We start from the raw sequence: 26,914 nt of genomic DNA, 5'->3' as shown, positions 1-26,914 counted from the left end.
CAGGAAGTAGCCCGTTGCGCTTCTCGCCTACCACCTATCGATAATTTGTCAGCTTGGCCGGCACATGGCTTTGATCGCGGCATGACTACCAAGTCCCGCCAACATCTCTACGGCACTCAAATCAAGATGTCGGCCGAGCGCGCCAAGGAGGCGCGCAAGGAGGCCGACAAACTGGCTTGCGCGGCCTGGAACTATCGGATGCTTGGCTATAGGGGCCCGGCGCAGCCATCGCCGACGATCGGAGATGCCATCAACGCCGGCTTCCTATACCTCGAAGTGCGATGCCTTGGATGCGACACCAACCAAACCGTGGCACTCGATGTCGTCCGTCGTGCCAAGACGACGCCGGTGCATGAACTTGAGCGCTACATGCGATGCAAGAACTGTTCGGAAGTGCGGCGCTATCCGTATAAGCGAAGCGCACTCGTTGCATTAAGACCAACGAAAATCTCGGCGGATAATCCGGCATCTTACTGGTGGCCCGGCGAGCGCTAAGGATCATCGAACATATGTGCAATCTCTACTATGCCGACCTCGGGATTATGCCGACCATTGCCTCTGAACGGGCTCTGGCGGCGGCGATCGCTGCGTTGGAGTCGGCATAATCTCAGCGCCTCCAGAAATGCGAGAAGCTTGTCATTCGGTCGAAAACGACCGGGGGTGGCTACCGCTGGAGCTGTCGCGGCCAGTGCGCGTTCCTTGATTCCCATATCAGCGTGTAGGTAGATGTGGGTGGTTTCGACCTGCTCGTGGCCGAGCCAAAGTGCTATCACCGAGGTCTCAATTCCTGCCCGCAGCAGTCGCATCGCGGCGCTATGACGCAACACATGCATGCTGATGGATTTCTGTCCCAACGACGGACAGGCGGGGGTTGCGATCTGAACGTATTTGGCGAGCCGATGTTCGAGGGCGTCACGGCTGAGTGACGTTCCCGATCGGGTGACGAAAAGTGGCTCCGCCGGAAGACCCGCGCGCTCGGCGAGCCAAACACGCAGGAGGGCGACCATACCCGCGGTAATCGGTGTGATCCGCAACTTCCGTCCTTTCCCCATGCAACTGATATGGGCGCCAGTGCCGAGATGAACATCGCTGATGCGAAGGCCGATCAATTCTGACGCGCGCAGGCCCGTTTGGGCCGCGAGCGTAAGCAGGGTATGGTCGCGCCGCCCGGTCCAGGTCGAGCGGTCGGGTGCGCGGAACAGCGCATCGAGTTCAGGTTCGATCAGGAAAGTGACGAGCCTTCGGTCGAAACGCTTGCGTGGAATGGCAAGCACCCGCTCGATTACGGCGGCATGCTCGGGATGTCGAAGCGCTGCGTACCGGAACAGCGAACGGACGGCGGCAAGTCGAGCATTGCGGGTGCGCGCACTATTCTCGCGCTGCTTCTCAAGATGGTCGAGGAAGGCGCCGATGAGCGGCGCATCAAGATCGTGGATGTCCAGCTTCGATGGTTCGACGTCCTTCCTCGCGGACGCGAAAATCAGCAGCAGCCGCAGCGTGTCCCGGTAGGCTGCAAGTGTATGGAGACTAGCCTGGCGCTGGCGGATGAGGCGTTCCGTGAAGAACGCTTGCAGGGTTGGGGCAAGTGCGGTCATGCGGCACCTCCGAGGTGCCGCTCCAAACGATCACCAACCAGCGTCAGCAACTCCGGCGCATCTGAAAGATACCAATATGTGCTGACAGGATCGACGTGGCCGAGGTAGGTCGACAGCAACGCGATCCGGTTCCCCGGCTCCCTGCCATCTCGATATCCGTCAAGGATGGTATTGACGGCAAATCCATGCCGCAGATCATGCAGCCTCGGACGGCATGAGGCAGAGCGCGGCTTCAGGCCGGCGACATCCACAATTTGACGAAAGACGGGCTGGATACCCATGTAGTGGAATCTGGTGCCAACCGTAGTGACCAGCAGTGCCGGCGTATTCGACGAGTTTGTCGGACGGTCGTCTCGACGCAGATAATCAACCAGTGCAGCCACCGTGCTCGGATGCAGCGGTAATTGGCGAGACTTGCCGAACTTTGCGTTCCGGATAGTGAGTAGTCCAATGACGGAGTCAAAATCGTCGCGGTCGAGGCCGATCGCTTCCCCAACCCGCATTCCGGTCACTGCAAGCAAGGCGATCAATGTCCGAAATGTCGCCACTCGGTGCGGTGTCCGCAGCGTCCCGGCCGCGGCGATGAGGGCCGCGATATCCGACTCCGAATATAGGTAGGGCGTTGCTCGGCCCTTTTGCTGCACCAGCAAGTGGGTCGGGGGCACCTCGGTCGCGGGGTCGATCCCGCGCAGGTGTTTAGCGAAGCGGCGAACAACGGAAAGCCGGGCAAATGCCCAGGTTCGACCGCGCTTAGGAAGCGTCGCCCAAGCGAGCGCCGCCTCGGTTGTCAGATGATCTTCGCCGCGATCCTCGACGAAGGTGAGAAACTGACCGAGGAGCTTCTCGGCTCGATAGAGCTTAAAGCCGAGGGCGCGGCGAACCACAAAGTAGTCTGCGAGAGCCTTGCGGAGAGCGTTCATGCGACGACACCCGGCCAGGGGCGAGCGATCGACCGCAGAGCATCGCGATCGACCTTGGCATAGATCGATGTCGTAATGGCGTTGCGGTGGCGCAGGAGTTGTCCGATCTCGGGCAGCGATGCACCGCCGCGTAGCATCAGAGTCGCTGCGGTGTGACGCAGCCGGTGAGCATGGATCGGTTCAAAGCCGCACCGTTCGCCAGCGTGGCGAACAATCTGCGTTACCGCGCCAGTGGTGAGAGCGTGATGCGGAGCTGTGATCCGTGCAAACACCATTCGGCCTTGCGTGCTTGCGGGACGGCTGTGATGCAAGTAAGCCGCGATTGCTTCGCCGACGTCTGCAGGCAATGGCAGTCGTTCGGTGCGATTGCCTTTGCTGTGGGCAATCACGATCTCGCCGCCTCGCCAATCGATATGCTCAAGCTGCAGTTTGGCGACTTCGCCTGCCCGCAAGCCCAGGCGAACAAGCATGGTCAGGACCGCGAAGTCACGACAGCCACTTCGGGTGCTGGTGTCGCAGGACGCCAGAAGGCGCTGCACTTGGTCAGCGGCCAATCCCTTCGGCAATCCGGTTAATCGCCGACCGGGAACGGTCGGTACCGCAGACACGAGTGACCGATCGATAACGCCGTCGACGTAAAGAAAACCGAGTAGTGATCGAAGGGCCGACACTGTCAACCCGGCCGTCCCAGGGCTGAGGCGAGGGCAGTTTGTCACCACAAAGGAAATGACGTCAGCCGCCGTCAGGCTTCGAAGGTCCAGAGTAAGGCCGTCCGGCGAGACCTTGGTTTGAAGGAAGGGACGCATCAGTTCAATATACCGGGACGCTGACGCATTCCTGATGCCACGTTCAAGTATCAAGTAACCTCGGTATCGCGCCAGGGCCGCTTCAAGCACTCCGCTGACCGGAGGTGACGAGGCCGGCGGTGCGATCCCAAGACCGCGCAGGTAACCGAGGATCGGCTGCATCGCTCTGATAGAGCGAAGAAAGCTGTAACCCGCTTCATCACGGCTGAGCTGAAACCGCTCTACTTCCTTTGTGCGCAGTTCCCCTACAACGAGCCCCTCGCTCGCAAGCCAATTGCTCAGGTGGTTTAGCAGCAATAAGTGCAGGCGGGTCTGGTGTGGGTTATAGCCTTGTCGTGTCATGTGGTCGGCAAACCCAGTCGCGAATGCCGAAAGCGGACCCGAAACCCCAACTCGTGACAGATCAATCAACATGAAAGCCTCCCTTCAATTGGCAAGGGGGAGACTGTACGCTGTGAGACCAATCGGATTATGCCGACTCTAACGCAGCGATCGCCGCCGCCAGAGCCCGTTCAGAGCCAATGGTCGGCATAATCCCGAGGTCGGCATAGTAGAGATTATGCCGACGTCGGCATAACCTGTACTCCATCACCACCAACCAGGCCGCCATCAGCGCGGTGTTCCGGGTCGTCAACCGGTACGTCGGCAATCTGGCCCCGATGCCTGGCGTGTTTCCGGACTACAAGGCTCCCATCGTCCGGACCGGCGCCGAGGGCCGCGAGCTCGCGACCGCGCGCTGGGACATGCCGTCGTCATCGAAGGCACTGATGGACGCCACCAAGAAGCGCGCCGAGAAGCTGCAAGCGAAGGGCAAGACCGTCGATTTCAAGGAATTGCTCCGGATGGAGCCAGACTCCGGCACGACCAACATCCGAAACGTGAAGAGCAAACACTGGACCCGATGGCTCGGCATCGAGAGCCGTTGCGTGGTGCCGTTCAACTCGTTCAGCGAGTTCAACAAGGCCGAAGGCGGCGACATCTGGTTCGCGCTCGACGAAACCGGCCGCTCGCGTGCTTCGCCGGCATCTGGACCAACTGGACATCGGTCCGGAAGGTCAAGGAAGGCGAGACCACCAACGACCTCTACGCGTTCCTGACGACGGAGCCGAACGCCGAGGTCGGCGCCATCCACCCGAAGGCGATGCCGGTGATCTTGACGACGGCGGAGGAAGTCGAGACCTGGTTGACCGCCCCTGCGGAAGATGCCCTGAAGCTGCAGCGGCCGCTTCCGGACGGAGCGCTCCGGATCGCCGCCCGCGGCGTCAAGGAAGACCCGCCGCAGACTCCGTGAGCTTCTGCACAGGGGCCGCGGAACAGGTGGACAAGCCGGAGCCTCTGCATTTCGGAATCCCTGAGCTGTGCTAACCGCCCGGAACGAGCCGGCGGTCCAAGGATCTGTCTCGGCAGGAGCCATCTCGATGCTGATGACGAGGGAAAGACCACGGGCGATCCGCACGCTACGCGGCTGGGCGGTCCACGTGCTGCATGAAGCCGGAGCGATCCGCGAGTGCGAGGAGCACGGCTGGATGCAGGACCGCGCCGACCCGCACGCCCGCGAGCGCGCCTTCGACATCGCAAGGCGCGCTCCGCCGGTCGGCGTTTCTCCAAAGACGGCCATCGACCAGGTCCGTGACGTCCTGGACTCGATCGGCGACACCTGCCCGGAATGCCCGGTGCTCGATTGACCACAGGCGCGGCGATGGGCGGTGCATGCCGTCGGCCCGCGGCTGTCTAGCAATGCCGACCAGCCATTCGCGAACGACAGCCTCATCGACGAGAATTAGCCACGGGCCGGAGCATCAGGTCTCAGCCAGTTTATGTTCCTCGCGAGCCGCTGCCCAGACTTCCCGCGACGCGTCGGCGTTCATTGCGGCAATGCCGAGCCCGACGATCAAGTCAGGCCATACAGACGACGTGTACGCCGTCAGGAGGCCAGCCGCGATGATCGCGACATTCGCCACCGCGTCGTTGCGTGCAGAGAGAAACGCGGCCCTCGTGAGGCTGCCGCTGTGCCGTCTGAAGCGCGTCAGCATGATTGCGCAAGAAAGATTGACCGCAAGCGCGCCAAGACCGGCTAACGAGAGCGAGAGCGCCTCGGGCGGGCTCGGCGCCATGAACTTGTCCCAGGCTGTCCAGAGTGTCGCCAAGCCTGGCACGAGCAAAATACCGGCGAGCATCATTCCGATTTTGGCGCGACGACCGGCAGACAATCCGAGTGCGGCAAGAATCAGGAAGTTGACCGATGCGTCCTCCAGGAAGTCCACGCTATCGGCGAACAGCGAGACGGAGCCGATAGCGCGAGCGACGGCGAACTCGACGCCAAAGTAGGCGAGGTTGAGGATGGCAACGAGGCGAACCACCCGTCGCAAATCTTGGTCATACGCGGACGTATTCACCTGGTCGCGCTCCCGGCGTTGCCAGACGCAAGCCCGCCGTCCTGTCCACCGAAGCGGTCAGCGATGTACCGCCTCAAGGCTGCGGCCGCATTCAGCATATGGGCGCGCATCCGACGCGCCGCAGTTTCGCCGTCGCCCTCGGCGATCGCCTGCATGATGGATTCGTGCTCCTCGCGGGACCGGCGGATGCGATCGCCCTGGCGCAATTGCGTGCGACGGAAGGCGCTGAGACGGGAGCGGACATCCTGCGCTTGCTCCGCCATGAACGAGTTGTGCGTCGCCCGGTAGATGCATTCGTGGAATTGCCGGTTGAAGGCATCGTAGGCATCGACGTCGTTCGCCTCGACCATCGCCCGCGAGCCTTCGTGCAGCTCGATCAATTGACTCCGCTCGAGCGGCGTCATCCGATAGGTGGCAAGCCTGACGCACATCGCCTCGACCTCGGCGCTGGTCTCGAACATGTCCATGATGCGCTCGGGTGTCAGCCGCGCCACCACCACCCCGCGGCGCCCGCGCACTTCAACAAGCCCGCTCACGGCGAGCTGCCGAAGCGCTTCCCGCACGGGCGTCCGGGAAGCCCCAAACCGGTCCGCAAGCAGTTGCTCTTCCAAGGCTGAACCGGCGGCAAGGGCGCCGGATGCGATCTCGTCCGTCAGTGCGTTTCGGATTCGATCGGAGAGCAATCCCCCATCGTCTTCCGCATCAGCTGCGATCTTGAACAAACTCACCTTCAATCTCCTATGATCGCGCGCACAGCAAAGTAGAGAATGGAGGGCGCAACCAGACATCCTAGCCCGGTATGGAACGTCGCGGTCAATGCGCCGTAAGGCACCAGACGCCGATCGGTTGCCGCAAGCCCTCCGGAAACGCCGCTGACCGTTCCCATCAGGCCGCCGAACACCATTGCGCTGCGCGGATTGTTCAGACCGATCATCTTAGCGACGAAGGGTGTGCCGATCATGACGATCACCGCCTTGAATACACCGGTCGCGATCGAGAGCGCAACGACCGGCGAGGAGGCGCCTATCGCCGCCCCCGTGACCGGCCCCACGATATAGGTGACCGCGCCGGCACCGATCGTCGTCAGCGAAATTGCATCGGTGTAGCCGAACGCGGCCGCGACAAACACGCCGAGAATGAAAGGAACGACCGTTCCCAATCCTAGCGCGATGGCGCCAATGGCGCCGGCCTTGCGCGCATGCACGACGTCGACCTCGAAAGCGGTGGCGACGATGGCGAAATCGCGCAGCATCGCGCCGCCCATCAGGCCGATCCCGGTCAGCGCCGGCAGGTCGGCGACACCTTTTTCGCCGCCGGTGGCGAGGCCTCCGAAAAAGGCAAGCGCCAAACCCAGCATGATCGCGATGGCCGAGGCGTGAATGCGCCCGAAGGTGAGGTATTTCGAGATCGCCCCGGAGATCCACATCAGGATCCCGACAGCGGCGAACGCGGTGATGAGCGCGTTCGCGGCGAGAACGTGAGACATCATGGTCATCCGATCCTCCCCGACTTGAAGTGAGGTACGCTCGCCTCGATCGCTTCGCGCGCCTCGATCTCGTCCATGGACTCGACCCGACCGCTGAGCCGGCCGATCAGGGCGACCATCGCGAAACACACCGCGACGGCGCCGATTCCCGCGATGACGACGACCGGCCCGCCTTTGACCGCGGCGACCACGTTTTGCTGCGCGGCCATCGCGACCACGATCGGAATGTAGAAGCTTCCCCAGAACTCGACGCCGATCTTGAGCCCGCTGCTGAGCAGGCCGTAGCGCACCAGCCAGAGCCGGGCCGCGATCAGAAATATCATGGCGATGCCGACGCCGCCGACGTTGGCCTTCACACCGAGAGCGAGCCCAAGCAGGTCCCCCAGCAGGACCCCAAGCAAGGTGCAGATCGCGAGTAGCGCTACGCCGGAAATGGTCACGGGCGCCTCCCGTTAAACGCGGCAACGTCGCCAGCTTGTGGAGAGCGTGTATGCACGAGCATCTTGAATTTCCTCCTGTGTATGCGGTCGGCCCTCATTTGGTCGATCACGCATACATTACTTGTGGATCAAAGGCAATACGCATACATGCAGGCCTGCCGAAGCCAGTTCCGCATGCCGAGGAGGGAAAATGAGCGAGTGGGGTATACAAAAGGCCGCCTTGGGCGAACGCCTGAGCGCCGGCCAGAGGCACGCAAAGGGAAAGGTCGTCCCGATCCCTAGCCTGCCCACGTTCCTGAAGGCGGTGATCCGGTCAGGCGACCGGGTGTGCCTGGAGGGCGACAACCAGAAGCAGGCCGACATTCTCGCCGAGGCGCTCGCAAACCTCGACCCTGCCGAGCTTCATGACCTGCACATGGTGCAATCGGGCGTGGTCCTGCCCTCCCATCTCGATATCTTCGAGAAGGGCATCGCGCGCCGGCTCGACTTCTCCTATTCCGGCCCGCAGGCGGCACGGATCGCGAAGATGCTGTTCGGCCGCAAGATCGAGCTCGGGGCCGTGCACACGTACCTCGAGCTGTTCGCCCGCTATTTCATCGATCTCACGCCGAACGTCGCGCTGATCGCCGCGGTGAGCGCCGACAGGGACGGCAACCTCTATACCGGACCGAACACCGAAGACACGCCGACGGTGGTCGAGGCGACCAGCTACAAGAACGGTCTCGTCGTGGCGCAGGTCACCGAGGTCGTCGACAAGGTGCCGCGCGTCGACATCCCCGGCGACCTCGTCCATTTCGTGGTCGAGGCCGGCCGGCCCTTCTATGTCGAGCCGCTCTTCACCCGCGACCCCGCCGCGATCACCGAGACCCAGATCCTGACGGCGATGCTGGCCATCAAGGGCATCTACGCGCCGTACGGCGTGCGCCGGCTCAACCACGGCATCGGCTTCAACACCGCCGCCATCGAGCTGCTGCTCCCGACCTATGGCGAGAAGCTCGGCCTCAAGGGCAAGGTCTGCACCCATTTCGCGCTCAATCCGCATCCCACGATGATTCCGGCGATCGAATCCGGCTGGGTCGAGCAGATCCATTGCTTCGGATCGGAAGTCGGCATGGAGGACTATGTCGCCGCGCGCTCGGACGTCTTCTTCACGGGACCGGACGGATCGCTGCGATCCAATCGCGCCTTCTGCCAGACCGCAGGCCTCTATGCCTGCGACATGTTCATCGGATCGACGCTCCAGATCGATCTCGACGGCCACAGCTCGACGGTGACGACCAGCCGCATCGCCGGATTCGGCGGTGCCCCCAACATGGGATCCGATCCACGGGGCCGCCGCCACCCCAGCGAACCGTGGCTCAAGGCCGGCGCCGAGGCCGCGCCCGACGCCGATGCGGCGCTGCGCCGGGGCCGCAAGCTGGTGGTGCAGATCGGCGAGACCTTTGGCGAGGCCAATGCTCCGCTGTTCGTCGAACGGCTCGACGCGCTCGATCTGGCGCGCGAGCTCAAGCTCGATCTCGCGCCGGTGATGGTCTACGCCGACGACGTGACCCACATCGTCACCGAGGAAGGCATCGCCAACCTGCTGATGTGCCGGACGAAGGACGAGCGCGAGCACGCGATCCGCGGCGTTGCCGGTTACACCGACATCGGACGCGCCCGCGATGCGAAGATGGTGGACTCGTTGCGCGCGCGTGGCGTGATCCGACGGCCCGAAGATCTCGGTATCGATCCGCTCGATGCCGATCGCCGTCTCCTCGCCGCGCGCTCGATCAAGGATCTGATGCGGGCCTCCGGCGGCCTCTACCGCCCACCCAGCCGCTTCCGCAACTGGTGAGGACTTTTCATGGAAAAGCTTAGCTTCAGACTTTCTGCCCCGCAGCGCGCCGGCGGCACGCGGGCGCAGGCAATCGTCGGTGTCGTTGCCTCGGGCAATCTCGAAGTGTTGCTGGAACGCGCCTCGCCGGCGGACATCTGCACGATCGAGATCGCAACGGCGGCCCATGGCTTCGGCGCCGTGTGGGACGCCGTGGTCCGCGACTTCGTGGGCCGCCGCGCGGCGGGGGGCTTGCGCATTTCCGTCAATGACGGCGGCGCCCGGCCGGACACGGTGGCGCTCCGCCTTGCCCAAGGCATCCGCAAGATCGAGGAGCCGGAACGATGAGAGCCGTTACAGCCAATGATGTTTCCCTGAGCTGGTATGAGGCGAGCGCGCGGCAGCGCATCGACGCGCTGGTCGATGCCGGCAGCTTCTCCGAATTCATCGGCCCGGAGCTGCGCGAGATCAGCCCGCATCTTTCGATCTTCGATCTGCCGGAGCAGTTCGACGACGGCATCGTCATCGGCCGCGGCCGCCTCGACGGCTCGCCGGTGCTTGTTGCCGCGCAGGAGGGCCGGTTCATGGGCGGCGCCTTCGGCGAAGTCCATGGCGCAAAGCTCACCGGGCTGCTGCGGGCCGCGCGCGCACTCAAGCAAGACGTCCTGATCCTGTTCGACACCGGCGGCGTGCGGCTTCAGGAGGCGAACGCCGGCGAGCTCGCCATCGCTGAAATCATGCGCGCGGTCATCGAGGCGCGGCAGGAGGGCGCCCGCGTGATCGGGCTGATCGGCGGCCGCGCCGGATGCTACGGCGGCGGCAGCCTGATCGCCGGCACCTGCTCTCGCCTGATCGTGTCCGAGCAGGGGCGGCTCAGCGTCAGCGGGCCCGAGGTCATCGAGACCAACCGAGGGATCGAGGAGTTCGACTCGCGCGACCGCGCACTGGTCTGGCGCACGATGGGCGGCAAGCACCGCTACCTGATCGGCGGAGCCGACGTGTTCGTCGACGACGAGGCAGTGGCGTTCCGCCAGGCCGCGATCGACGCGCTCATGGCCAAGCGAGGGTTGGACCGCGCGGTTCTCGAAGCGGAGCAGAAGCGGCTCGAGCGGCGGCTGCAGCGTTTCGGCGACGCCAAGGACGCCGTGGAGATCTGGCAGGCGCTCGGCGTCGACGAGCCGACCAACATCCCCGCCCTTCCAACGGACTCATTCCTTCACTCAGCAGGCAACAGGGAGAACGCCGATGACGCTCGATGAGATCTGACCGGTCTCTTTCCGAACAGCACCGAGATCGAGGTGACCGGCGCGATGATCGGAGGAAAGGCGACATTGGCAGATGGGAAGCCGATCCACGTGCTCGGCATCACGCAAGGACAGAACCTTGGCGTGGACGAAGCGATCGTGCTCGCAAGCCATGTGATCGAGATCATCCGATCGCAAGACCGCGCTCCGATCCTGGTGCTGGTGGATTCCGCCAGCCAGCGCATGAGCAGGCGCGACGAGCTGCTCGGCCTCAGCGAATATCTTGCTCATCTTGCGAAGGCCCTGCTGCTGGCGGAAGCCGAAGGGCACCGCACCGTCGGCCTGCTGTACGGCGGCAGCGCGGCCGGCGCGTTCATCGCAACGGCGCTTGCCACCGGCACGCTGGTGGCTCTTCCGGGGGCGCATCCGGCCGTCATGGATCTGCCGTCCATGGCGCGGGTCACCAAGCTGCCGATCGAGGTCCTGAAGGCCAAGGCGGAAGCAACGCCGGTATTCGCTCCCGGGCTCGACAACATCGTCCGCACGGGCGGCATTCACGTCGTCTGGGACGAAACCGCGCCTTCGGCGCCGCAGCTCGCGGCCGTGCTGGGCAGGCCGAATGGGCCGGACGAGCGCGCCGTCCTCGGCGCCGAACGTGGCGGTCGGCTGAAAGCAGCCGAGATCGCCGACCGCGTCGTCGCGCTTGCGGCGGCGTCGCAACCGGGGTCGCGACATGCCTGAAGCTCTCGAGCGCCATACCATGGTGAAGGTCTCGGCTGCCGGCTGGGCGGCCGCGATGAGCCAGCGTCCCGAACTCGCCGGCGAGCCGATCATAGAAGGCTGGGCGCGCGCCGGCCGCCCCCTCGTCGTTCGGCGGCCCACTTGCAGCGACACCGCCGGTCTCGTTCCGCTCGGTCTGCCGCTGCCGCCGAGCCACGGCAAGCGGCGCATTGCGGTGTCGCTCGCCGCGGCCGATATCGTGGTATCCGCGCCGCCGCCGTTGTTGGCGGACGCGGCCGCAGCGGCGCCCGCGGCATGGCGCGTGACGATCGAGGAGCTCCTCCGGCTTCTGCCGGAAACCCGCACGTATGGAAGCCTGGCCTGGCAGCACCTCACCGGCCTGACTTATCTTGCGGACGGATCGGACCTCGATCTGCTCTGGCCACTGTCCTCGGCAGACCAGGCCAGAACGCTGCCGTCCGCCGTTGCGGAGATCGCGAAGCGGGCGCCTATGCGGCTGGACGGCGAGATCACAGCTCGCGCCGGCGGCGTTCAATGGCGCGAATTGACCGGGAAGGACGAGGGCGAAGTGCTTGTGAAGGGGCCGACCGGCGTCCTCACTACAACGCGTGCGGCCTTTGTCGCGGGTTGTGCGCCATGACCATTGCGCTGAGACGGGAATGGACAACGGGCCGTGCACTTGATCCGGAGCAGCTTGGACAGCTCGCGTCGCACTGCCTGAAGCTCGAGGTGCAGACCTATCCGAAGCCGGGGCTCGTCAGCCATGTCGACGACGGTGCACATCGGGACATGGATGCGGAGCTCCTGTGCCGCAGCGCCGACACGCTGGCGCCGTTCTTCCGCGATCTTGCGGCAGCTGGCGCCGAAGGTGGCGGCATGAACCGGTTGCGCGCGATCGGCGTTGCCGCGGAACGCGCGATGCTGGCTGCGACCTCCGGCGTCAACACGCACCGCGGCGCCATCTTCGGGCTGGGCCTGCTGTGCGCCGCGGCCGGATACCGAAACGCCATCGGCGTTCGCAAGCCGCTTGGCCGGCTGGTTTCGGAGCGTTGGAGCGAAGACATCCTGGCAGGCCCCGCAGCGCTTCGCAGCCACGGCGCCTTGGCGGCGCGCCGCTATGGCGCCGGCGGCGCCAGGACGGAAGCCGCCCATGGCTTTCCGTCCGTCTATGACATCGCCCTGCCCGCGCTGCATGAAGCGCGCGGCCTTGCGCCACATGATCAGGAGGCCAGCCGAGTCCAGACCTGCATGACGTTGATCGCCGCTGTCACCGACACCAACCTGCTGCATCGGGGCGGAGCGGAGGGACTGCGCTTCGCCCAAGCCAGCGCCGCCGCATTCCTGGCCGCCGGCGGCGTCGGATCGCCGGGATGGCGCAGGCGCGCCGCCGATATCCATCGCGCCTTCATCGCGCGCAATCTCAGTCCCGGCGGCTCGGCGGATCTGCTCGCGATGACCCTGTTCGTCGATTGGGTGGAGCTCTGATGCTGGCCCAGCTTTGCGGCGGACAAGGTACGCTCTCGGACAAGATGTTTGATCTTGTCGCGGACCAGCCCGCCGCGGAGCCAGTCTTCACCGCAGCGACGGCTTTGCTCGGCGCGGATCCGCGCGAATTCGTCAGGACGCGGAGCGCGGACGAGCTTGCCGTCAATCACCCCAGCCAGATCCTGGCCGTCACATCGGCTCTCGCGATCCACGCCTGCATCGCCGACCTCCTGACCGAGCAGACCGCCGTCACGGGCTACAGCGTCGGGGAAATGGCGGCCTGGAGCATCGCGGGGATATGGACCGCCCAGGAGGCCTTGCGGCTCACGGACGTTCGAGCCCGCCTCATGGAAGGCGCGGCAGCGCAGCCCGGTCGCCTCGCCTATGTCCGCGGGCTTGATCGGACCGCGCTGGAAGCTCTGCTTGAAGAGCACCGCTGCGAAATCGCCATTCAAAACCCCGCCCAGCTTTTCGTCGTCGGAGGCGCCGAGCAAGACGTGATCGAGCTCTGCCGAGACGCAAGAAAACAGGGTGCCGGGCGCGCCGGTCTTCTCGCCGTCAGAATCGCATCCCACACGCGGCAACTAGAGCAAGCCTGCAAACCGCTGCAGCAGGCGATCGACGAGAGCAAACGCTCCCCGATCGCAAGCCAGCGGACCCTGCTGGCGGGAAGCGAAGGAGAGCGCATATTCTCAGCGCGCGCTGCAGGGGCAAAGCTCGCTCATCAAGTCGCGCGTCCCATCAACTGGTCGGCAACGCTGGACGCCCTCTCCGAGCTCGGCGCCAGCACGATACTGGACCTTGGTCCGGGACACGCATTGGCCGAGATGGCGCAGACTGCTTTTCCGTCCACGCCATGCTACGGGGTCGACGGGTTTCACACCTTGGACGGGCTCCGAAACTGGATCGCCAACAGGCGATCCCCTCATCAGGCACGCTGATCTTGCGCTGCTCGGCAAGCCTATCTCGTCCTTCAGCAATGGAGAAGGATTCCGTACCCGCGCACTCCCGCGAGAGCCACGGCGGCCCCCGTCGTGCGGAAAGAAAGACAGGAGCCTTGGACGCGATCCCTGTTGGCGTTAGCTGCACTCGCGATGCTCTGCTCGGACCCGGCGAGCGCGCAGACCGCACTCATGTCGCCGGGCTTGGGAGCCACCTCTCCGCTCGGCACCCTCGGCTCGAACGGGTCGCGCAGCTTCTTTCAGCGAGGGGCTCGGCCTCATTCTGAGCAGACCCCGGACGGCACCGACCGTCACGGCAGTACCTGATACGGCAAGACTCCGACGTTGATCAGGGCTGGTTAGTGTTCCGGCACTGCTCTTCGAGGACTCACGTGTGCTTGCCGCCGTACAGGCGTGCCTTGCAGGTCATGCTTAGTCTTGTCGACCGTGAGCCACGATGACATTATGTTCGCCAACACTAGGACGCCGCCGACGCCGACGGCCACGCCTAGCGTGGGGTTTTTCGGGGGCAACTTGTCGTTCGCGTGGATGGCAAGCTGCGTTTATCGCTTGAGATTGACGCTATTTTCAAGCTGTGCAGCGCAGGACACCATTTCCTCAATTCGAGTGGAGAACTCGTGGCTTTCCTTCAACAGCACGGTGCGGGCATCGGCAACCTTTGCGCGCATCCACTGGGTCGTCGGCCGATCGAGAGCTTTATCGAGGATCATATCAAGTTGGTCGAGGTGTTCCAGCAGCGCTGGCGTTCTTTGAAGTACGATTTCGCTGGAATTTTTAATCTCGGCCAAGGCATGTTGAAGCGTTTCCCAATCCGCCTGCAATTTGTTTTTGTCTGCACTCTTGCTCTGAGTCGAAAAAGGCTCAACTCGCAAGGCCCTCGAAAACTCTAGAATCTGGGCCATTTTCGGTCCTCTCCATTCGCACATGTCGAAGCCCGTTTTGGGGAGCCGGCTTGCTTTCAAGCACTAAGCGGCACGGACCGACTCTAGGAACTTGCTGACTTGATCCTTGAGCCGATTGCTATCGCGCGACAGCGATTGGGCCGCCGCGAGAACCTGGGTCGATGCCGATCCAGTTTCGGTAGCGCCGCGCTGCACGTCAGTGATATTTGAGCTCACCTGCTGCGTTCCCTGGGCGGCCTGCTGAACGTTGCGGGAGATTTCCTGTGTCGCGGCGCCCTGCTCCTCGACCGCAGATGCGATGATGGAGGCAATTTCCGACATCTTCGCTATTGTGTCGCCGATCTCCTTGATCGCGGCGACTGATTGGCCGGTCACCGACTGTTCCGTCGATCTGCTGGCTGATCTCGTCAGTTGCCTTGGCTGTTTGCTCGGCCAGGGCCTTCACCTCGGAAGCAACCACGGCAAAACCCCGTCCGGCTTCGCCAGCCCGCGCTGCCTCGATGGTGGCGTTCAGCGCCAAAAGATTGGTCTGGCCGGCGATCGTGTTGATCAGGTCTACGACGGCACCGATCCGACTCGCGGCGTGAGCGAGATGTCCGATCTGATCGTTGGTCTTCTGAGCCTGCTTCACCGCATCGCTGGCGATGCGTGCAGATTCCTGGACATGGCGGCCGATCTTGTTGACCGATGACGCCATCTCCTTCGCCGCTGAGGCCACCGAATTGACATTGGTGGAAGCTTGTTCCGACGCCGCGGCCACCATCACCGTCAGCTCCTGGGCTTGTCCCGCCGTTGCGGTCAGCGTACTCGCTGAAGCTTCCAATTCGGTCGAGGCCGATGAGACGGTTTCGACGACTTCGCCGATCGCCGCGTCAAAGTCATCGGCCAGACTATGCATATCCACCCGGCGCTGCTCGGCCGCGCGCTTATCGTTTTCCAAGCCTCGGGCACGCAGGCGTTCAGCCTCTACCATATGGTCCTTGAACACCTGCACCGCACCCGCCATTTCGCCGATCTCGTCGGACCGGCCAAGGCCGGGGACAACGAGCGACATTTCGCCGTTTGCCAACTGGCCCATGGCGCCCGTCATGGCCCGAATTGGCTTCGTAATTGAACGCACGGTAAAGAACGCAATGGCTCCGCCGGCGACCAGCCCCGTTGTCAAGAGCGCCCATTCGATCCAGATCAGGAACGCGGTATCGTCCTGTACGTTGCGGGCTTCCTGCTGCAGCATCAGATTCTGGTTGGTCTTGATGCCTCCTGAGCGCGTTCCATCTCCCCCTTTGGGGCCGTCGATCAGGTCTAGGATTGCGCGCGCCTTTGGTGCGGCGTCGGTGGCCAGAATCAGGACCGGCACGTTCCAACCCGCCGAATCGCGAATCGCAAACATTCGTTCGGGCATGGGCTCCAGTTCGCCATAGGCCTTGGTAAAGGCATCGAAGGCTGTTCGCTGCGCGGAAGTGAGCAGTGATTCGCGGGCCGCGACTCCGGCAAGCCCTTGTTTGAAATTCTCCCATGGCCGCGTGAACTTGTCCTTCTCGGCCTTGTCCCCGGAGAGCAAGTAAGTTCGAATCTGCGCCATGGCTGCGGCGAAGTTGCCGCGCGTGTCGGCCATTGCCTTCAATAGTCGTTTGCGGTCGGCCGTCGCCTCAAGCCCCTCCTCTTCGTTGATCATGCGGCTGATCTGGGCGAACATTATATCCGCTCGCGGCGCCGCTTCCGTCAGCAGGAGCTTGGTGGCCGGAAACGCGTCGGACGTGAATGCAATGCTCTCGGCCCGACTTTGCGTGACGCGGAACTCCTCTAACTTGACCTTGGCGTCTGCCCAATTGCGAAGGTTTTCCGAATTGGTGAAGCGCATCGCCATTTTGTCGAAGGCACTGACGGTCGCGTCGAGCTCTTTCCACACTGCGGCGCGCTCAGCTTTGGCTTCTGGATCGCCGGTGAGGAGATAGGCGCGCAGGGCCGCAAGAGTAGAGTAAAGATTGCCAACCAGCTCAGTGCTGCTGATGGCGACTGGAGTACGCAAAGTCACCATCCGATCGACGGCGTGAGAAAGAGTGCCGACCGCAATGATCGTGCACCCAACCGCGGCCATCAAAACTGCGCACAGCACCGCGAATCCCGCAATCAAACGTCCCCGGATCCTCAAACGAAGGAATGGCACAATGATTCCCCTTAAATGCGCTCAATCCCAATGATGCAACCTTTCGCTGAATCGGTTAATAGGAAATGAAGTCTGGCCAGCTTGTTTGACGAAGGTGGTTTCTGCAAGTCACTGGATCGTCGACGCTGACGTCAACGCACGCTGAAGCCTCGACGGAAGCTTCCGAGCGTAGTCAATGGCTGCTAGTCTGGCGGAAATGAAAACAGCCCGCCTAGCCAGAGCTGCAAATTAAAACTGCTAGATGGAACTGGTATTGCTGCATTGACGGATGTTTGTTCCATATTGGAGCGTTGTTTTGCATCCGAGCCAGTTCGGGACGCGATAGCGTCGGCCCGCAATATATACTCGCAAGGAAATGACCGCGCTGAAGTCAAGGCCGTGACATCCCGTAGTCCTAGCTGGCTAACGCCCTGCTCCGGTCCCTTTCCTTAAGGCCGTTTCGCAAGCTCAGGATCGTTGAGGCGAGTTCGGTTGCAGGGACCGGGCGGCTGAACAAGAACCCTTGCGCCTCGTTGCAACCTTCCGCCTTCATCTGGTTCAACTGCTCAACCGTCTCCACCCCCTCCGCTGTTGTTGTCATACCAAGGCTCCTTCCGAGGCTGGTAATGGCCCTGACGATCAATTTCGATCCCTTTGTCGCCGTTGCGTCGCGGACGAAGGACTGATCGATCTTAATTTTGTCAAAGGGAAAACTGCGGAGGTAACTCAGTGACGAATAGCCGGTCCCAAAATCGTCCAAAGCGATGCGCAGCCCACGCGCCTTGAGCTCGTGCAGCGTCGCGATGGTTTCGGAGCTGTTGCCAAGGAGAACTGATTCCGTTATTTCGAGCTCAAGGCGGTGCGGTGAAAGCGCTGATGCGTCGATCGCGTTGGCGATGACGTCTGCAAACTTCGGGTCACGAAACTGACTCGCCGAGACATTGACCGCAATCTTGAGCTCGTCGGGCCAATTGGCCGCTTGTTCGCACGCGCGGTTGAGAACCCATTCACCGAGCGGAGCAATGAGACCGATTTCTTCGGCGAGCGGAATGAATTGGTCGGGCGGCACGAACCCCCTATTCGGGTGCTGCCAGCGCAACAATGCTTCGAAGCCGCTAATCCGATCCCTTCGCAAGTCATAAATCGGCTGGTAGAACAGCGCGAACTCTTGCTTGTCCATAGCCTCGCGCAGGTCGATTTCGAGCGCTCGGCGGCTTTGCAGGCTTGCATCCATTGCTGGCTCGAAGAATCGCCATGTTCCCCTACCGTCCATTTTGGACCGGTACAGCGCCATGTCCGCATTTTTCAGTAGCTTTTCTCGCGTCGCACCGTCCGCTGGCGCGAGCGAAATTCCGACGCTGCACCCGACGATGATGCGATGCCCGAGCAGTTCATAGGGCGCTCCGACACTCTCAACGATGCGCTGGGCGAGGCTCTCGGCCTCTTCAGCGTTTCGGACGTCAAATTGAATGACCGCAAACTCGTCGCCACCCAAACGCGCAACGGTATCAACATCTCGGACGCACCCGCTTAACCGCTCGGAAACCGCGCAAAGCAGCGCGTCGCCCACCGGATGTCCCAGGGTATCGTTGATCTGCTTGAAGTTATCCAGATCGATACAAAATACGGCAAACCCCGCCCCCCGGCCGGCCTCCGCGACGGCCTGCTCGATTCGCTCGCCGAAGAGAGACCGGTTGGGTAATCTGGTCAGAGCGTCGTGGCGCGCCATGAACGCGATTTGAGATTGCGCCCTTTGTTGTTCGGTCACGTCTTCGCAACTGATGAGCCAGCCGCCGTCGGATGTGGGGCGATGAGCGATCGAGACGATGCGTCCCTCACTGAGCCGCTGGAGGTAGTTGCCGCTCCTGCGGCGAGCCTGGAACTCCTCGCATTCCGCCAGAAGATCGGCTACGGTCTGACTGCCATGAGTGCCGGCGGCAACACTCAGGCGGAGGACGTCTTCGAACGTCATGCCTGGACGCACAAGCTCCGGGGAGATATCAAAGATCTCGCAGAAGCGACGGTTAACCACCTGCAGCCGTCCCTCCCTGTCATAGAGACAGAGGCCTTGCGACATGTGCGTCAGCGCCGCGTCCAGTCTCAGATTCGTCGCGTGCAGCTCAGCTTTCTGCTGCTTTAAACCGGTAATGTCGCTGTAGACGAGCATCACGCCGCCTTCCTGGGTCGCGCTGCGGCTGACCCGCAGCCACCTACCGTCAGGGAGCTGGGCTTCACCTTCCTCGCTATCCACATCGCTAAAGTTGTCTCGGAGAATGAGTGCTGGTGAGCTGTCCTCGCTGGACGCCCGCGTTCCCCGCAACCAGCCCGGGTGAACGAGCTGTGGCAAGCAATGAATGAACTCGCTGGCCCTAGAATTGGATAGGGCGATCTGACCATCATTATCGAGGAGGACGACGCCCTCGCGGGAGTTCTCGAGTGCATCGGAAAGCCTCACCTGGGCCGAACGCCGCTGCGCCACCTCCCGGTCCACCATCGTCCTGATGTTGTCCCGCATCCTTCCCATTGCGCTCAGGAGGGTACCCAGCTCATCACCGCCGCCCTCCGGAATGTCTGTGTTCAAGTCACCATCGGCAATACTCCTTGCCAGTTTGGAGGCAATCGCGACTGGGCCGATGATGCGGCGTGCCAACATCCACGAGAACAACCCGGACAGAAGAAGGGCAACAGTCAGCCCCGCCACATTGAGTTGCACATCCCGCCTGATTGCAGCCAGCGCACGTTGACGGAATAGAAAGCCATCACCGGCCGTATAGTTCACAAGCAGTTCAATCTGCTGATTGACGGCGTTGGAGTACTGATCGAGATCGGCGATCTCACGCGCATTCGCTTCAACGCTCCCATGCTCGCCAGCAAGCGGTTGAAGTGAACGACGATGAAGCGCGGTCCAGGCTTTTGCGGCCTCCTGGACTTTGGCCGCCGCTTTTGCGGCCCGCGCGGATTGCGACCGTTCCGCCGCGATGGTCACATCCTCCGACAGCGATTTCGCCAGCTCGTTGATTTCGGCTTCAAGTCGTGCACGGACCGACGGATCCTTGGTGAGGAGGCGTTGTGCCGACGCCACGCGCATTGCGGCGAAATCGGCGCCAGCCGCGCGTGCGTAATTGATCGACATCAGTGACTCGTCGAAGGTTTTGGCCACCAGGTCGCCGGCATGCCGGATACCAAGGGTGGCATAGCCTCCGAGGGCTGCTGCAATGGCGCTCATCGCGAGACAAAAGAGCAAAATGCCTATTCAGATCGAGCCGCGCGCTTCAAGCAGCCGTGGCAGATAGGCGCTTGTGGACCGAAGCGTGTCAAAAACCGCTTTCGGTTGACGCACAGCCCTGCCGACGAAAAGACTCATCGCGATGTCTTTCGCTGTAAACAAACAATTGCAAACATAGGGCGCGGACGCAGCCGGCTGCCTCCGCCTCAAATTTCCCTAGTAATGACTAGAAGGGATGCGGAAATCGTTAAGATCAAGCTGTGATAAAGTACGGAGTACTCACGCGCTCGGACGATTTGAGCCAAGCCGGACATTTAATAAAGTTGAAGTTTCAGCGGGGTTGAAATGGTGGCAAGACTTTTACCTTTGCGCGAAGGCAGGTTCGGGCTCCAGATCACTGCCGTGGTCACCGGGGGACTGCTGGCAGGCGCCGCTCTTGGCGCAACTTCCTATACGATCTCGCAAAAGGATCGAGAATTCAGGCCGCGAGAGATCATCATCAAGCGCGGCGAGACTTTACGGTTTGTTAACGACGATGGTGAGCTCTTGCACCACGCCTATTTGAGCGCGGAGACCTTTGACTTCGACACCGGCGATCAGCAGCCGGGCAGCCAATTCGACGTCGTCTTTTCGGTGGCTGGTGACTACACGGTCATGTGTGGCATTCATCCCAAGATGAAGCTTGGCGTGCACGTCACAAAGTAGGATTCTAAAGTACCGCCGTGTTGAAGATCGCGGCATGGCCAACATAGTAGGCGAAGAGCGTAACCGTCAGCGCCGCACACAATCCGGCCGGGGCGAGCCACGGAGCGCGATCGTCGGCCTCTGTCGGCCGATTATCGGAAAGGATCGCGACCAGGACGACGATAATCGCCGAATGTCCGATGACATCAAGCTTGCCGAATTCGAAGCACGCGCTGATGAACATTCCGAGCAGCACTGCCGCCGCGATGCGCCGAACCAGCGGCGTCCAAGCCAGGGCAAAGGCGAGTGTGAACTCGACCATGCCCGCAGCCCGCATGTAGAACTCGTTGTTGAACCCAAGGGTGATACCGGGGTGCTCGATCAGAAGCGGGAAGCTCCATTCCGGATAGGCCCACTTCTCTATCGAGGCCCACATCAAGGTCACGGCGGTCGCACAGCGCACCACGTCGAGCGCCGGAAAACCGAACAAATTCTTTTGCAACCCCGTGAGAGCGAGATAGGCCGCAAGGCCCAGAAAGATCGGATAGTCGGCCAGATGAAACGTGCCGTAGTCGCGCACGGCGAGGCCAAACAACACCACTATCCCCGCCCCAGAGAGCGGCACGGTGTGGCGCGACAGCAGGCCGGCGGCGATGGCGAGCTGCAAAGGTCCCACCCATGCGGACGTCGTCTTCAGTTCTGGGGTCAAGATGATACCTCCGACCGCCCAGAGCGAGATGAAGAAAAAGCCGCACACCGCGCGGATCATCACCTCGGTGTGCAGGCGCAAGCCTTCCGTGAACCTGTTGAGTGAGCGGGCCGTCAGCTCGCCCAGAGACGTGCGCTCCACCACACAGCCGGAAAAGAACCAGAGCACCGCAACCCCTAGGAGCAGTTCAAAATCCTGGCACAGAACGTGTTCAAGGCCCCGCGGCTGGCCGGCAGCGTCATAAGCGCAAAACCATTTGACATGAGCGCTGGCAGCTCGGGTCCCCAAGACCCAGACGGAGAACACCGCGATAAACCTGGCAACCAGGGCAACTCCCCGAGACACCGATGTGGCATCCCGCCCCAAAGACCTCAACATTTTAAGAAATCCGCCCGTCGTGGAAGGCACGGCTTAACGATCTATTCACCTTAGCATAAATTTTGGGGTTTGTACCGTCCGCACAGCCGGTGATTGACGGGTGGTTAATGGGGCCGATTTGGGCGGGCGCCGCCGCAAGTCCTTTCAAATTTGATAGATTTCGAGGACGAGCCTTCAATCCGGCTGTCGTACTGAACGTCAGACAAAACGGGATAGTTGGAGCAATCCATGTTGGAAGCGTTAGGTGCGGCGCGTGTGGCGGTAGGCTCGGTGCTGGTCCGCGGAGCAAAGCGCTACGCTACGCGAACTGAGACCGTGGAGGCTTGGGCAGGCGCGCTTGTTATCCTCGGCTTTGGCCTGCTGGGGTCGGCATTGCCGCACGTTCACTAACTTCATATCGACGACCCGATGGCGGTAGTTCGTCAGCGCGACAAGTTGTGAAAAGGCGTGGCCTGGCACGACGCAGTTAGCGTTTGAAGAAAGGCGACTAGCTCGGTCTTTTCCTCTGCTGCCAAAGATAAAGGTTTTATCGAAGGGGACCGGCTTGCACGGTCAATCCCACCCTGGTCATAGAGTTCGATGACCTCTTCTAGCGTTGCGACCGATCCATCATGCATGTAGGGCGCACGCTGCGCAACGTTGCGCAATGTCGGCGTCTTGAATGCGTATCGGAGCTTTTGTGACGTCGGAAACAGCCGGCCGCGGCCAATATCACCGTCTTTAGCCGTGCCGATATCCTGAAACGATCCATCGGTAAAAGATGGCCCACTGTGGCAGTCTGAGCAACGCGCTTTGCCGTTGAAGAGCGCAAAGCCGCGTTTGGCCGCCGCGCTGATCGCGGTTTCATCCCCAGCGATCCAGCGGTCGAACGGGGACTCCTCCGCGACAATGGTGCGTTCAAAGGTCGCCAAGGCAGCTTCGATCCTGGGCCGGGTGATCGCACTATCCCCGTAGGCGCTTGCGAAGGCATCGACATAGGCCGAGCTGGTGGACAGACGGTCAATCAACTCCGATTCTGTCAGATTCATGTTTGCCCGACCCGTGATCGGACCAAACGTGACGGATTCGATATCCCTGAACTTCCCGTCCCAGCCCAACGGCTGGGTGAACGCCACATCGATCAGAGTGGGCGAACGAAGCGGCAGGCCTTTCGGATCCTCCCCGACCGCACGCGCAAGGCCATCTCCCCACGACAGCGACGGATTGTGGCAAGTCGCACAGGAAATGGTACCGGACCTCGAGAGCAACGGATCGAAGAACAACATCTTCCCGAGAGCCGCTTTTGGTGCCGAGTAGGGATTGCGGTCCGGGAAAGGAATCGCCGCCGGCCGACTGTACTTGGCGCGGATCTCTGCCGCCTCCTTTGATTCCTCCGCCACCGTCGAGCCAAAGCGCAGCCCCAGCGGCACAAGCACCGCAAGCAAAGCCAGGCTGACCCAGACCTTCATCGGCTCCTCGGAGGAATAATATGCCTCGTTATATGAACAACTTGGTCAAGGAAGCCTTAATGGCCCCTCTGCCCATTGGGTCGAAATGCGTCGCCACAATCTACTTTGTTCGCGTGTGATCGCGCGCTGCGTGAGGGCCGTTGAACGCTCAGGCAACCTCGTCAACACCAACCGCTGCCTGGCGCGCGAGACCGGCTTTCGCAAAAGATCGGACATCGGCACGCCACCGCCGCTCCCCCGGTCTCACTCGCAAGCTCAACTGACGAGCTGTCTCGGCAATACCATCACGATGTTGATCTCGCGCTCCAATATCTTTGAGGCAATGATCGATATGTGCAGCGCGAATTCATCTTCGATCTTGGCGGCGGTGTCCTCGTCCTTGGCGTAGACGAACAGGATGTCCCCATCGACTTCATCGAACCGCACGCCTGCGAACAGACGGTCGAACGTCCTTGCGCCGACGATTAGAGCTATGCGGGCTTGGATTGCTTGGTCTTGGATTTCGGTGAGCTGCATACGTCGGATATGGGGGCGGAGGACACCGGGGCAAGTGTTCAGACCCTCGTACTATCGCTCGATCTTTCCTTCATCGCCACGATCACGAGTTGAGCGCATCATCTCGCAAAGGCCGTTGCAATGCCTTCGCCTCTTTCCATGGCGCTCCCATCCAGACATCGCGCCGTTAAGGAACTGGTTACTAGTGACTGTCACCATTTGCTGTATTAGGTCGTCACATACAGCAGCGCATTCCGAGAACGGTTCAATACTTCGACACGCCCGGTTGGCGGTCTCTTGTAGGAGAGGCCCAATGTTTAAGGGCTTCATGGTGGCAGTTGTGGCGCTGATCAGTACAGCGCAGATCGATCAATACCTAACCCACGGTCGGTACACCGACGCGGCGATGGCTATGCTGCGGCAAATTCGTCATGCGTTTGGATTTTAGATAGTTCTTTGCGACGGAGACGCATCATGGACGGCATCTCATGGGCCGATCTCGATAGGGATGAACAACGCGCAATTGCGATATTGGGAGCCGGTCTTTCCATTGAACTGTGTGAGCCGCTTGCCCTCCTGACGTTGGCTCGCCTCGGGTTGGCCATAGGGTCGCATTTGACGGTTGCTGGAGACGCCTTGCGACGAGATGCCGTTTTGAAGGGTGTCGCTAGTTAAGCGGTTCGGTATCGGTCGATCACGACAGGGGGATGGGAATGCCAAACGCAATCGAGCTGATTGTGGACGGTTACGTTCGCTTGAACAATCGGAGGGCTCTGGATGATCTGCGCATGCAGCGCCGGAAGCTGGCCGTGGACCTAAAGGCACGTACAGATTTTGATGTTCGGGCAACCGTCCAGCAGATCGAGGAAGATATCATCGTGATCGAGGCTGGGCTGGCGCGGTTGGATGAGGCGGCTACGAGCTAAGCTGCCAAAGCAGTACGCGGTTCAAGCCGCCCGATTACCTTCTTTCTCGGCCCCACGCATAACGATCTTGAGCACATCATCCGGCAACGGGCCATTGCAGCGCCTTCGCCTACTCCCATGTGGGGGTGCGCATCCAGCACCTGCAGGTCAACATCGTCTCCACGGATTACCGCCGCTTAGTAAGGCAATAGTTCGGACGCTTTTGTCCCGGCCAAGCTGTGGAAATTCTTGCAATGACCTATGGCTGTACGGGTGACATGGCGCTCAATCGAAGGTGTGTAAGACCACAGCATAGTGGTTGCAACAATGAGGAAGGCAACGGCCGCGAATGCAGATGAGATCAGATGCTTCATGGGAAACCTCCGGTTTCCGATTGAAGGTTCGTCAGACAGTTCGCTTAAAGGTTCAATGGAACAAGCCAAAATCTCGTACGTGCCCGCTCGTGGAGTTCCGTTGAGACGTAAGGGCGGCCTGCCCGTGCTGGGTGGCATGCCCACCCGCAGACCATCTCGCACCCTACATCCTCCGAAAAACGCGAAAGTTCTGAAACACCCGGCATCGGTGCGAGGTTGCCGACATAGCGGTTGACGACGCGGAACAGCGCGATAATGGCGGCTTGGTTGCTGGTGATCGAACAGAGATTGCGCAAACGAGAACACCGGCCGGCGATCTACTCGACTTCGATCATCCGGTCCTTGGTGACCCGCAGTCTGCGGACGTAATACCCTTGTGCCTGAACGGCTGACTTGATTTCGTGGCTGACCTTGAGAACTCGTTTCCTGCTCTTGCGCCACTTATGTGCAGAGTAAAGCACGGGTACGGGAGAGCCCGTACTTAGAACGAGCAAGTCGCGCTTGTCATTGCGATAGACATCAAACACCTTGCGCCCCCGCTGATCATATAGAACTAAGAATGACGAGCTTAGTATCTCGAATGGCAGCGCGGGTTGTAAATCTGCAACGTCCGGGATTTCTTCAGCGGCGTTCCGGATTGGGAACGAATTTTTGTGCAAGCTCAGCCGTGGGTATTGATCAAGCTCTTGCGAGCGGTCCGGTGAAGACGCTGCTGATTTCGGCCACAACTGCGTGAGCAAATGCGGGGATGCTTGAAATCCCCCGCTGTGATCACTGCGAAGAAAAGTTCGCACCTGAAGAGCTAACCGTTCTTGCGCCGCCAGCCGGTGACGGCGAACTGATCTGCGCTCGGTGCATCGAAGTCAAGCTCCGTCGGGCCGTTCGCGAAGCTACCGAGGGGCGATAACTGATGTATTGGGGCATGCCGCCACCGCCCCGGACCGGCGGGCCGCCTGTCACCAACATCCGCAATACGTTATCGCCGCACTGGCGCGGCTGGCTGAAGCCCCAGTACGGATGCTTGGTGCCGGCCAACAGCTTCGCCGAGTAGGCGCCGGAGCCGCACCCGGAGACGAAGAAAAAGGACGTGGTGTGGATCGCGCTCAATGATGACCGGCCCCTGTTCGCCTTCGCTGGTATCTGGACGACGTTCAACGGTGATCGCGGCACGAAGTCCAAGCCGATCCCCGGACCTCACCTTGTCTTTCGTGACGACTACGCCGAACCAAGCGCAGCGCGGAAGCTGGGCGTGGCTCTGCCGATAGTTGAGCGACCACGGACGAGGAACTTGATATCGCCTTTGCTTCGGCCGCCGCCCAGCACGCCGATGCAATGATTGTTTTGGGCGATGTTCTGATCATTCGCCAAGCCCCAAGAGTTATCGCGCTCGCGGCGAAACATCATCTGCCCGCAATGCATTTCTTCCGACAATTCGCGGATGGCGGCTTGGTCGTCTACGGCCCTGATATATTCGATCTATTGCGTCGTGCTGGCAGCTACGTCGATAAGATCCTCAAAGGCATCAAGCCTCCCGAGTTGTCGGTCGAGCAGCCGACCAAATTCGAATTGGTGATCAACATGAAGACGGCCAAGGCGCTCGGCTTAACAGTGCCGTCCCCACTACTCATTCGCGCTGACGAGGTGATTGAATAGAGCTATCTCATCGCAAGAGTCCGTTCATGGCCCGCAAGCGCCGCTCGGCAATTGCGAGACCCGACACGGAGGTGCGGCCCAAGTTCATCATCTAAGCTGCCTT

General features: G+C 61.5%; 27 protein-coding genes and 4 pseudogenes. 16 read left to right on the top strand and 15 right to left on the bottom strand.

Annotated features, from left to right (window positions below):
- Positions 1 to 81: 81 nt before the first annotated feature.
- Positions 82 to 495 carry a hypothetical protein gene (locus AB3L03_RS29385; protein ID WP_368507488.1) on the top strand — a complete coding sequence of 138 codons (414 nt, stop codon included), beginning with the start codon at positions 82 to 84 and terminating at the stop codon, positions 493 to 495.
- Here the strand turns inward: AB3L03_RS29385 and AB3L03_RS29380 are convergent.
- The 3 genes from AB3L03_RS29380 to AB3L03_RS29370 are packed head-to-tail and all read right to left on the bottom strand — an operon-like array spanning position 492 to position 3,735.
- Positions 492 to 1,595, bottom strand: a complete 1,104-nt coding sequence (locus AB3L03_RS29380; RefSeq protein ID WP_368507487.1) for a tyrosine-type recombinase/integrase — start codon at positions 1,593 to 1,595, stop codon at positions 492 to 494. The two genes, AB3L03_RS29385 and AB3L03_RS29380, sit on opposite strands and share 4 nt — an antisense overlap.
- The gene (locus tag AB3L03_RS29375; RefSeq protein ID WP_368507394.1) at positions 1,592 to 2,515 is read right to left on the bottom strand and encodes a tyrosine-type recombinase/integrase; all 924 of its coding nucleotides are present in this window, start codon (positions 2,513 to 2,515) and stop codon (positions 1,592 to 1,594) included. The genes AB3L03_RS29380 and AB3L03_RS29375 overlap by 4 nt, the downstream gene beginning before the upstream one ends.
- Positions 2,512 to 3,735 carry a site-specific integrase gene (locus tag AB3L03_RS29370; RefSeq protein ID WP_368507393.1) on the bottom strand — a complete coding sequence of 408 codons (1,224 nt, stop codon included), beginning with the start codon at positions 3,733 to 3,735 and terminating at the stop codon, positions 2,512 to 2,514. Before AB3L03_RS29370 ends, AB3L03_RS29375 begins: the two co-directional genes overlap by 4 nt.
- Before the next feature lie 194 nt (positions 3,736 to 3,929).
- Between AB3L03_RS29370 and AB3L03_RS29365 the strand changes: the two are divergent.
- A pseudogene (locus AB3L03_RS29365) lies at positions 3,930 to 4,612 on the top strand (SOS response-associated peptidase family protein).
- 127 nt (positions 4,613 to 4,739) lie between these two features.
- Positions 4,740 to 5,006 (top strand): hypothetical protein, encoded by a 267-nt coding sequence (locus AB3L03_RS29360; RefSeq protein WP_368507486.1) that lies wholly within the window; start codon positions 4,740 to 4,742, stop codon positions 5,004 to 5,006.
- Between the two features lie 114 nt (positions 5,007 to 5,120).
- Here AB3L03_RS29360 and AB3L03_RS29355 read toward each other — a convergent pair whose 3' ends face one another.
- The 4 genes from AB3L03_RS29355 to madL are packed head-to-tail and all read right to left on the bottom strand — an operon-like array spanning position 5,121 to position 7,643.
- On the bottom strand, positions 5,121 to 5,717 hold the full coding sequence (locus AB3L03_RS29355) for a cation transporter (RefSeq protein WP_368507485.1): 597 nt from the start codon (positions 5,715 to 5,717) through the stop codon (positions 5,121 to 5,123).
- Positions 5,714 to 6,445 (bottom strand): GntR family transcriptional regulator, encoded by a 732-nt coding sequence (locus AB3L03_RS29350; protein WP_368507484.1) that lies wholly within the window; start codon positions 6,443 to 6,445, stop codon positions 5,714 to 5,716. The genes AB3L03_RS29355 and AB3L03_RS29350 overlap by 4 nt, the downstream gene beginning before the upstream one ends.
- A gap of 2 nt (positions 6,446 to 6,447) precedes the next feature.
- Positions 6,448 to 7,212, bottom strand: coding sequence for a malonate transporter subunit MadM (gene madM / locus AB3L03_RS29345; protein ID WP_368507483.1), 765 nt, complete (start codon positions 7,210 to 7,212; stop codon positions 6,448 to 6,450).
- A complete protein-coding gene (gene madL / locus AB3L03_RS29340; RefSeq protein ID WP_368507482.1) occupies positions 7,209 to 7,643 on the bottom strand; it encodes a malonate transporter subunit MadL in 435 nt (144 codons plus the stop codon). Before madL ends, madM begins: the two co-directional genes overlap by 4 nt.
- A 190-nt stretch (positions 7,644 to 7,833) precedes the next feature.
- On the opposite strand from madL, the gene mdcA reads away from it, so the two are divergent.
- Genes mdcA through AB3L03_RS29305 form a run of 7 tightly spaced genes read left to right on the top strand, consistent with a single transcriptional unit; the run spans position 7,834 to position 13,870 of the window.
- Positions 7,834 to 9,480 carry a malonate decarboxylase subunit alpha gene (gene mdcA / locus AB3L03_RS29335; protein ID WP_368507481.1) on the top strand — a complete coding sequence of 549 codons (1,647 nt, stop codon included), beginning with the start codon at positions 7,834 to 7,836 and terminating at the stop codon, positions 9,478 to 9,480.
- Between the two features lie 9 nt (positions 9,481 to 9,489).
- Positions 9,490 to 9,807, top strand: coding sequence for a malonate decarboxylase acyl carrier protein (gene mdcC / locus AB3L03_RS29330; RefSeq protein WP_368507480.1), 318 nt, complete (start codon positions 9,490 to 9,492; stop codon positions 9,805 to 9,807).
- Entirely contained in the window at positions 9,804 to 10,718 is a 915-nt protein-coding gene (locus AB3L03_RS29325; protein WP_368507479.1) for a biotin-independent malonate decarboxylase subunit beta, read from the top strand. Before mdcC ends, AB3L03_RS29325 begins: the two co-directional genes overlap by 4 nt.
- Before the next feature lie 51 nt (positions 10,719 to 10,769).
- Positions 10,770 to 11,444 (top strand): biotin-independent malonate decarboxylase subunit gamma, encoded by a 675-nt coding sequence (locus AB3L03_RS29320; RefSeq protein WP_368509091.1) that lies wholly within the window; start codon positions 10,770 to 10,772, stop codon positions 11,442 to 11,444.
- A complete protein-coding gene (gene mdcG / locus AB3L03_RS29315) occupies positions 11,437 to 12,084 on the top strand; it encodes a malonate decarboxylase holo-[acyl-carrier-protein] synthase (protein WP_368507478.1) in 648 nt (215 codons plus the stop codon). Before AB3L03_RS29320 ends, mdcG begins: the two co-directional genes overlap by 8 nt.
- Positions 12,081 to 12,929 carry a triphosphoribosyl-dephospho-CoA synthase MdcB gene (mdcB, locus tag AB3L03_RS29310; RefSeq protein ID WP_368507477.1) on the top strand — a complete coding sequence of 283 codons (849 nt, stop codon included), beginning with the start codon at positions 12,081 to 12,083 and terminating at the stop codon, positions 12,927 to 12,929. Before mdcG ends, mdcB begins: the two co-directional genes overlap by 4 nt.
- Positions 12,929 to 13,870 (top strand): acyltransferase domain-containing protein, encoded by a 942-nt coding sequence (locus AB3L03_RS29305; RefSeq protein WP_368507476.1) that lies wholly within the window; start codon positions 12,929 to 12,931, stop codon positions 13,868 to 13,870. Before mdcB ends, AB3L03_RS29305 begins: the two co-directional genes overlap by 1 nt.
- Before the next feature lie 563 nt (positions 13,871 to 14,433).
- On the opposite strand, the gene AB3L03_RS29300 is transcribed toward AB3L03_RS29305, so the two are convergent.
- The 3 genes and pseudogenes from AB3L03_RS29300 to AB3L03_RS29290 all read right to left on the bottom strand — a co-directional run bounded on the left by AB3L03_RS29300 (position 14,434) and on the right by AB3L03_RS29290 (position 20,165).
- Positions 14,434 to 14,793, bottom strand: coding sequence for a hypothetical protein (locus AB3L03_RS29300; protein ID WP_368507475.1), 360 nt, complete (start codon positions 14,791 to 14,793; stop codon positions 14,434 to 14,436).
- Between the two features lie 63 nt (positions 14,794 to 14,856).
- A pseudogene (locus AB3L03_RS29295) lies at positions 14,857 to 16,960 on the bottom strand (methyl-accepting chemotaxis protein).
- A 394-nt stretch (positions 16,961 to 17,354) separates the two neighbouring features.
- The gene (locus AB3L03_RS29290; protein ID WP_368507474.1) at positions 17,355 to 20,165 is read right to left on the bottom strand and encodes an EAL domain-containing protein; all 2,811 of its coding nucleotides are present in this window, start codon (positions 20,163 to 20,165) and stop codon (positions 17,355 to 17,357) included.
- Between the two features lie 345 nt (positions 20,166 to 20,510).
- On the opposite strand from AB3L03_RS29290, the gene AB3L03_RS29285 reads away from it, so the two are divergent.
- Positions 20,511 to 20,870: a methylamine utilization protein gene (locus tag AB3L03_RS29285; protein WP_368507473.1), complete on the top strand. Its 360-nt coding sequence runs from the start codon at positions 20,511 to 20,513 to the stop codon at positions 20,868 to 20,870.
- A 4-nt stretch (positions 20,871 to 20,874) separates the two neighbouring features.
- Here the strand turns inward: AB3L03_RS29285 and AB3L03_RS29280 are convergent, their stop codons facing one another.
- The 3 genes from AB3L03_RS29280 to AB3L03_RS29270 form a co-directional block, all read right to left on the bottom strand.
- Positions 20,875 to 21,936 (bottom strand): hypothetical protein, encoded by a 1,062-nt coding sequence (locus AB3L03_RS29280; RefSeq protein ID WP_368507472.1) that lies wholly within the window; start codon positions 21,934 to 21,936, stop codon positions 20,875 to 20,877.
- Positions 21,937 to 22,358: 422 nt separating this feature from the next.
- Positions 22,359 to 23,384 carry a cytochrome-c peroxidase gene (locus AB3L03_RS29275; protein WP_368507471.1) on the bottom strand — a complete coding sequence of 342 codons (1,026 nt, stop codon included), beginning with the start codon at positions 23,382 to 23,384 and terminating at the stop codon, positions 22,359 to 22,361.
- A 255-nt stretch (positions 23,385 to 23,639) separates the two neighbouring features.
- A complete protein-coding gene (locus AB3L03_RS29270; protein WP_085351508.1) occupies positions 23,640 to 23,900 on the bottom strand; it encodes a hypothetical protein in 261 nt (86 codons plus the stop codon).
- 292 nt (positions 23,901 to 24,192) lie between these two features.
- Between AB3L03_RS29270 and AB3L03_RS29265 the strand changes: the two genes are divergently transcribed.
- Genes AB3L03_RS29265 through AB3L03_RS29255 form a run of 3 tightly spaced genes read left to right on the top strand, consistent with a single transcriptional unit; the run spans position 24,193 to position 24,805 of the window.
- Positions 24,193 to 24,327 (top strand): hypothetical protein, encoded by a 135-nt coding sequence (locus AB3L03_RS29265; RefSeq protein ID WP_317245668.1) that lies wholly within the window; start codon positions 24,193 to 24,195, stop codon positions 24,325 to 24,327.
- Positions 24,328 to 24,353: 26 nt separating this feature from the next.
- Complete coding sequence (locus tag AB3L03_RS29260; protein ID WP_368507470.1) at positions 24,354 to 24,554, top strand: hypothetical protein; 201 nt, start codon at positions 24,354 to 24,356, stop codon at positions 24,552 to 24,554.
- Between the two features lie 38 nt (positions 24,555 to 24,592).
- Positions 24,593 to 24,805, top strand: a complete 213-nt coding sequence (locus tag AB3L03_RS29255) for a hypothetical protein (RefSeq protein ID WP_368507469.1) — start codon at positions 24,593 to 24,595, stop codon at positions 24,803 to 24,805.
- A 547-nt stretch (positions 24,806 to 25,352) separates the two neighbouring features.
- On the opposite strand, the pseudogene AB3L03_RS29250 reads toward AB3L03_RS29255, so the two are convergent.
- Both AB3L03_RS29250 and AB3L03_RS29245 read right to left on the bottom strand, forming a co-directional pair.
- Positions 25,353 to 25,454: pseudogene (locus AB3L03_RS29250) on the bottom strand (SOS response-associated peptidase); the annotation flags it as partial.
- Positions 25,455 to 25,475: 21 nt separating this feature from the next.
- Positions 25,476 to 25,685: a hypothetical protein gene (locus AB3L03_RS29245; RefSeq protein ID WP_368509090.1), complete on the bottom strand. Its 210-nt coding sequence runs from the start codon at positions 25,683 to 25,685 to the stop codon at positions 25,476 to 25,478.
- 380 nt (positions 25,686 to 26,065) lie between these two features.
- Between AB3L03_RS29245 and AB3L03_RS29240 the strand changes: the two are divergent.
- A pseudogene (locus tag AB3L03_RS29240) lies at positions 26,066 to 26,365 on the top strand (SOS response-associated peptidase); the annotation flags it as partial.
- 125 nt (positions 26,366 to 26,490) lie between these two features.
- Positions 26,491 to 26,811: an ABC transporter substrate binding protein gene (locus tag AB3L03_RS29235; protein ID WP_368507468.1), complete on the top strand. Its 321-nt coding sequence runs from the start codon at positions 26,491 to 26,493 to the stop codon at positions 26,809 to 26,811.
- The last annotated feature ends 103 nt before the right edge of the window (positions 26,812 to 26,914 follow it).

This window comes from Bradyrhizobium lupini (genome assembly GCF_040939785.1).
Classification (GTDB): Bacteria; Pseudomonadota; Alphaproteobacteria; order Rhizobiales; family Xanthobacteraceae; genus Bradyrhizobium; species Bradyrhizobium canariense_D.
The sequence above is the reverse complement of the archived record's forward strand: the minus strand, read 5'-3'. Positions and strand labels throughout refer to the sequence as shown.

Coding starts and splice junctions, on each gene's coding strand:
- AB3L03_RS29325 (WP_368507479.1), top strand. CDS start 9,804: ATGAGAGCCGTTACAGCCAATGATGTTTCCCTGAGCTGGTATGAGGCG.
- mdcG (WP_368507478.1), top strand. CDS start 11,437: ATGCCTGAAGCTCTCGAGCGCCATACCATGGTGAAGGTCTCGGCTGCC.
- AB3L03_RS29235 (WP_368507468.1), top strand. CDS start 26,491: ATGATTGTTTTGGGCGATGTTCTGATCATTCGCCAAGCCCCAAGAGTT.
- AB3L03_RS29375 (WP_368507394.1), bottom strand. CDS start 2,515: ATGAACGCTCTCCGCAAGGCTCTCGCAGACTACTTTGTGGTTCGCCGC.
- AB3L03_RS29255 (WP_368507469.1), top strand. CDS start 24,593: ATGCCAAACGCAATCGAGCTGATTGTGGACGGTTACGTTCGCTTGAAC.
- AB3L03_RS29270 (WP_085351508.1), bottom strand. CDS start 23,900: ATGCAGCTCACCGAAATCCAAGACCAAGCAATCCAAGCCCGCATAGCT.
- mdcA (WP_368507481.1), top strand. CDS start 7,834: ATGAGCGAGTGGGGTATACAAAAGGCCGCCTTGGGCGAACGCCTGAGC.
- mdcC (WP_368507480.1), top strand. CDS start 9,490: ATGGAAAAGCTTAGCTTCAGACTTTCTGCCCCGCAGCGCGCCGGCGGC.
- AB3L03_RS29320 (WP_368509091.1), top strand. CDS start 10,770: ATGATCGGAGGAAAGGCGACATTGGCAGATGGGAAGCCGATCCACGTG.
- AB3L03_RS29305 (WP_368507476.1), top strand. CDS start 12,929: ATGCTGGCCCAGCTTTGCGGCGGACAAGGTACGCTCTCGGACAAGATG.
- AB3L03_RS29380 (WP_368507487.1), bottom strand. CDS start 1,595: ATGACCGCACTTGCCCCAACCCTGCAAGCGTTCTTCACGGAACGCCTC.
- AB3L03_RS29275 (WP_368507471.1), bottom strand. CDS start 23,384: ATGAAGGTCTGGGTCAGCCTGGCTTTGCTTGCGGTGCTTGTGCCGCTG.
- AB3L03_RS29280 (WP_368507472.1), bottom strand. CDS start 21,936: ATGTTGAGGTCTTTGGGGCGGGATGCCACATCGGTGTCTCGGGGAGTT.
- AB3L03_RS29360 (WP_368507486.1), top strand. CDS start 4,740: ATGCTGATGACGAGGGAAAGACCACGGGCGATCCGCACGCTACGCGGC.
- AB3L03_RS29290 (WP_368507474.1), bottom strand. CDS start 20,165: ATGAGCGCCATTGCAGCAGCCCTCGGAGGCTATGCCACCCTTGGTATC.
- AB3L03_RS29260 (WP_368507470.1), top strand. CDS start 24,354: ATGGACGGCATCTCATGGGCCGATCTCGATAGGGATGAACAACGCGCA.
- AB3L03_RS29265 (WP_317245668.1), top strand. CDS start 24,193: ATGTTTAAGGGCTTCATGGTGGCAGTTGTGGCGCTGATCAGTACAGCG.
- AB3L03_RS29370 (WP_368507393.1), bottom strand. CDS start 3,735: ATGTTGATTGATCTGTCACGAGTTGGGGTTTCGGGTCCGCTTTCGGCA.
- mdcB (WP_368507477.1), top strand. CDS start 12,081: ATGACCATTGCGCTGAGACGGGAATGGACAACGGGCCGTGCACTTGAT.
- AB3L03_RS29285 (WP_368507473.1), top strand. CDS start 20,511: ATGGTGGCAAGACTTTTACCTTTGCGCGAAGGCAGGTTCGGGCTCCAG.
- AB3L03_RS29300 (WP_368507475.1), bottom strand. CDS start 14,793: ATGGCCCAGATTCTAGAGTTTTCGAGGGCCTTGCGAGTTGAGCCTTTT.
- AB3L03_RS29385 (WP_368507488.1), top strand. CDS start 82: ATGACTACCAAGTCCCGCCAACATCTCTACGGCACTCAAATCAAGATG.
- madM (WP_368507483.1), bottom strand. CDS start 7,212: ATGACCATGATGTCTCACGTTCTCGCCGCGAACGCGCTCATCACCGCG.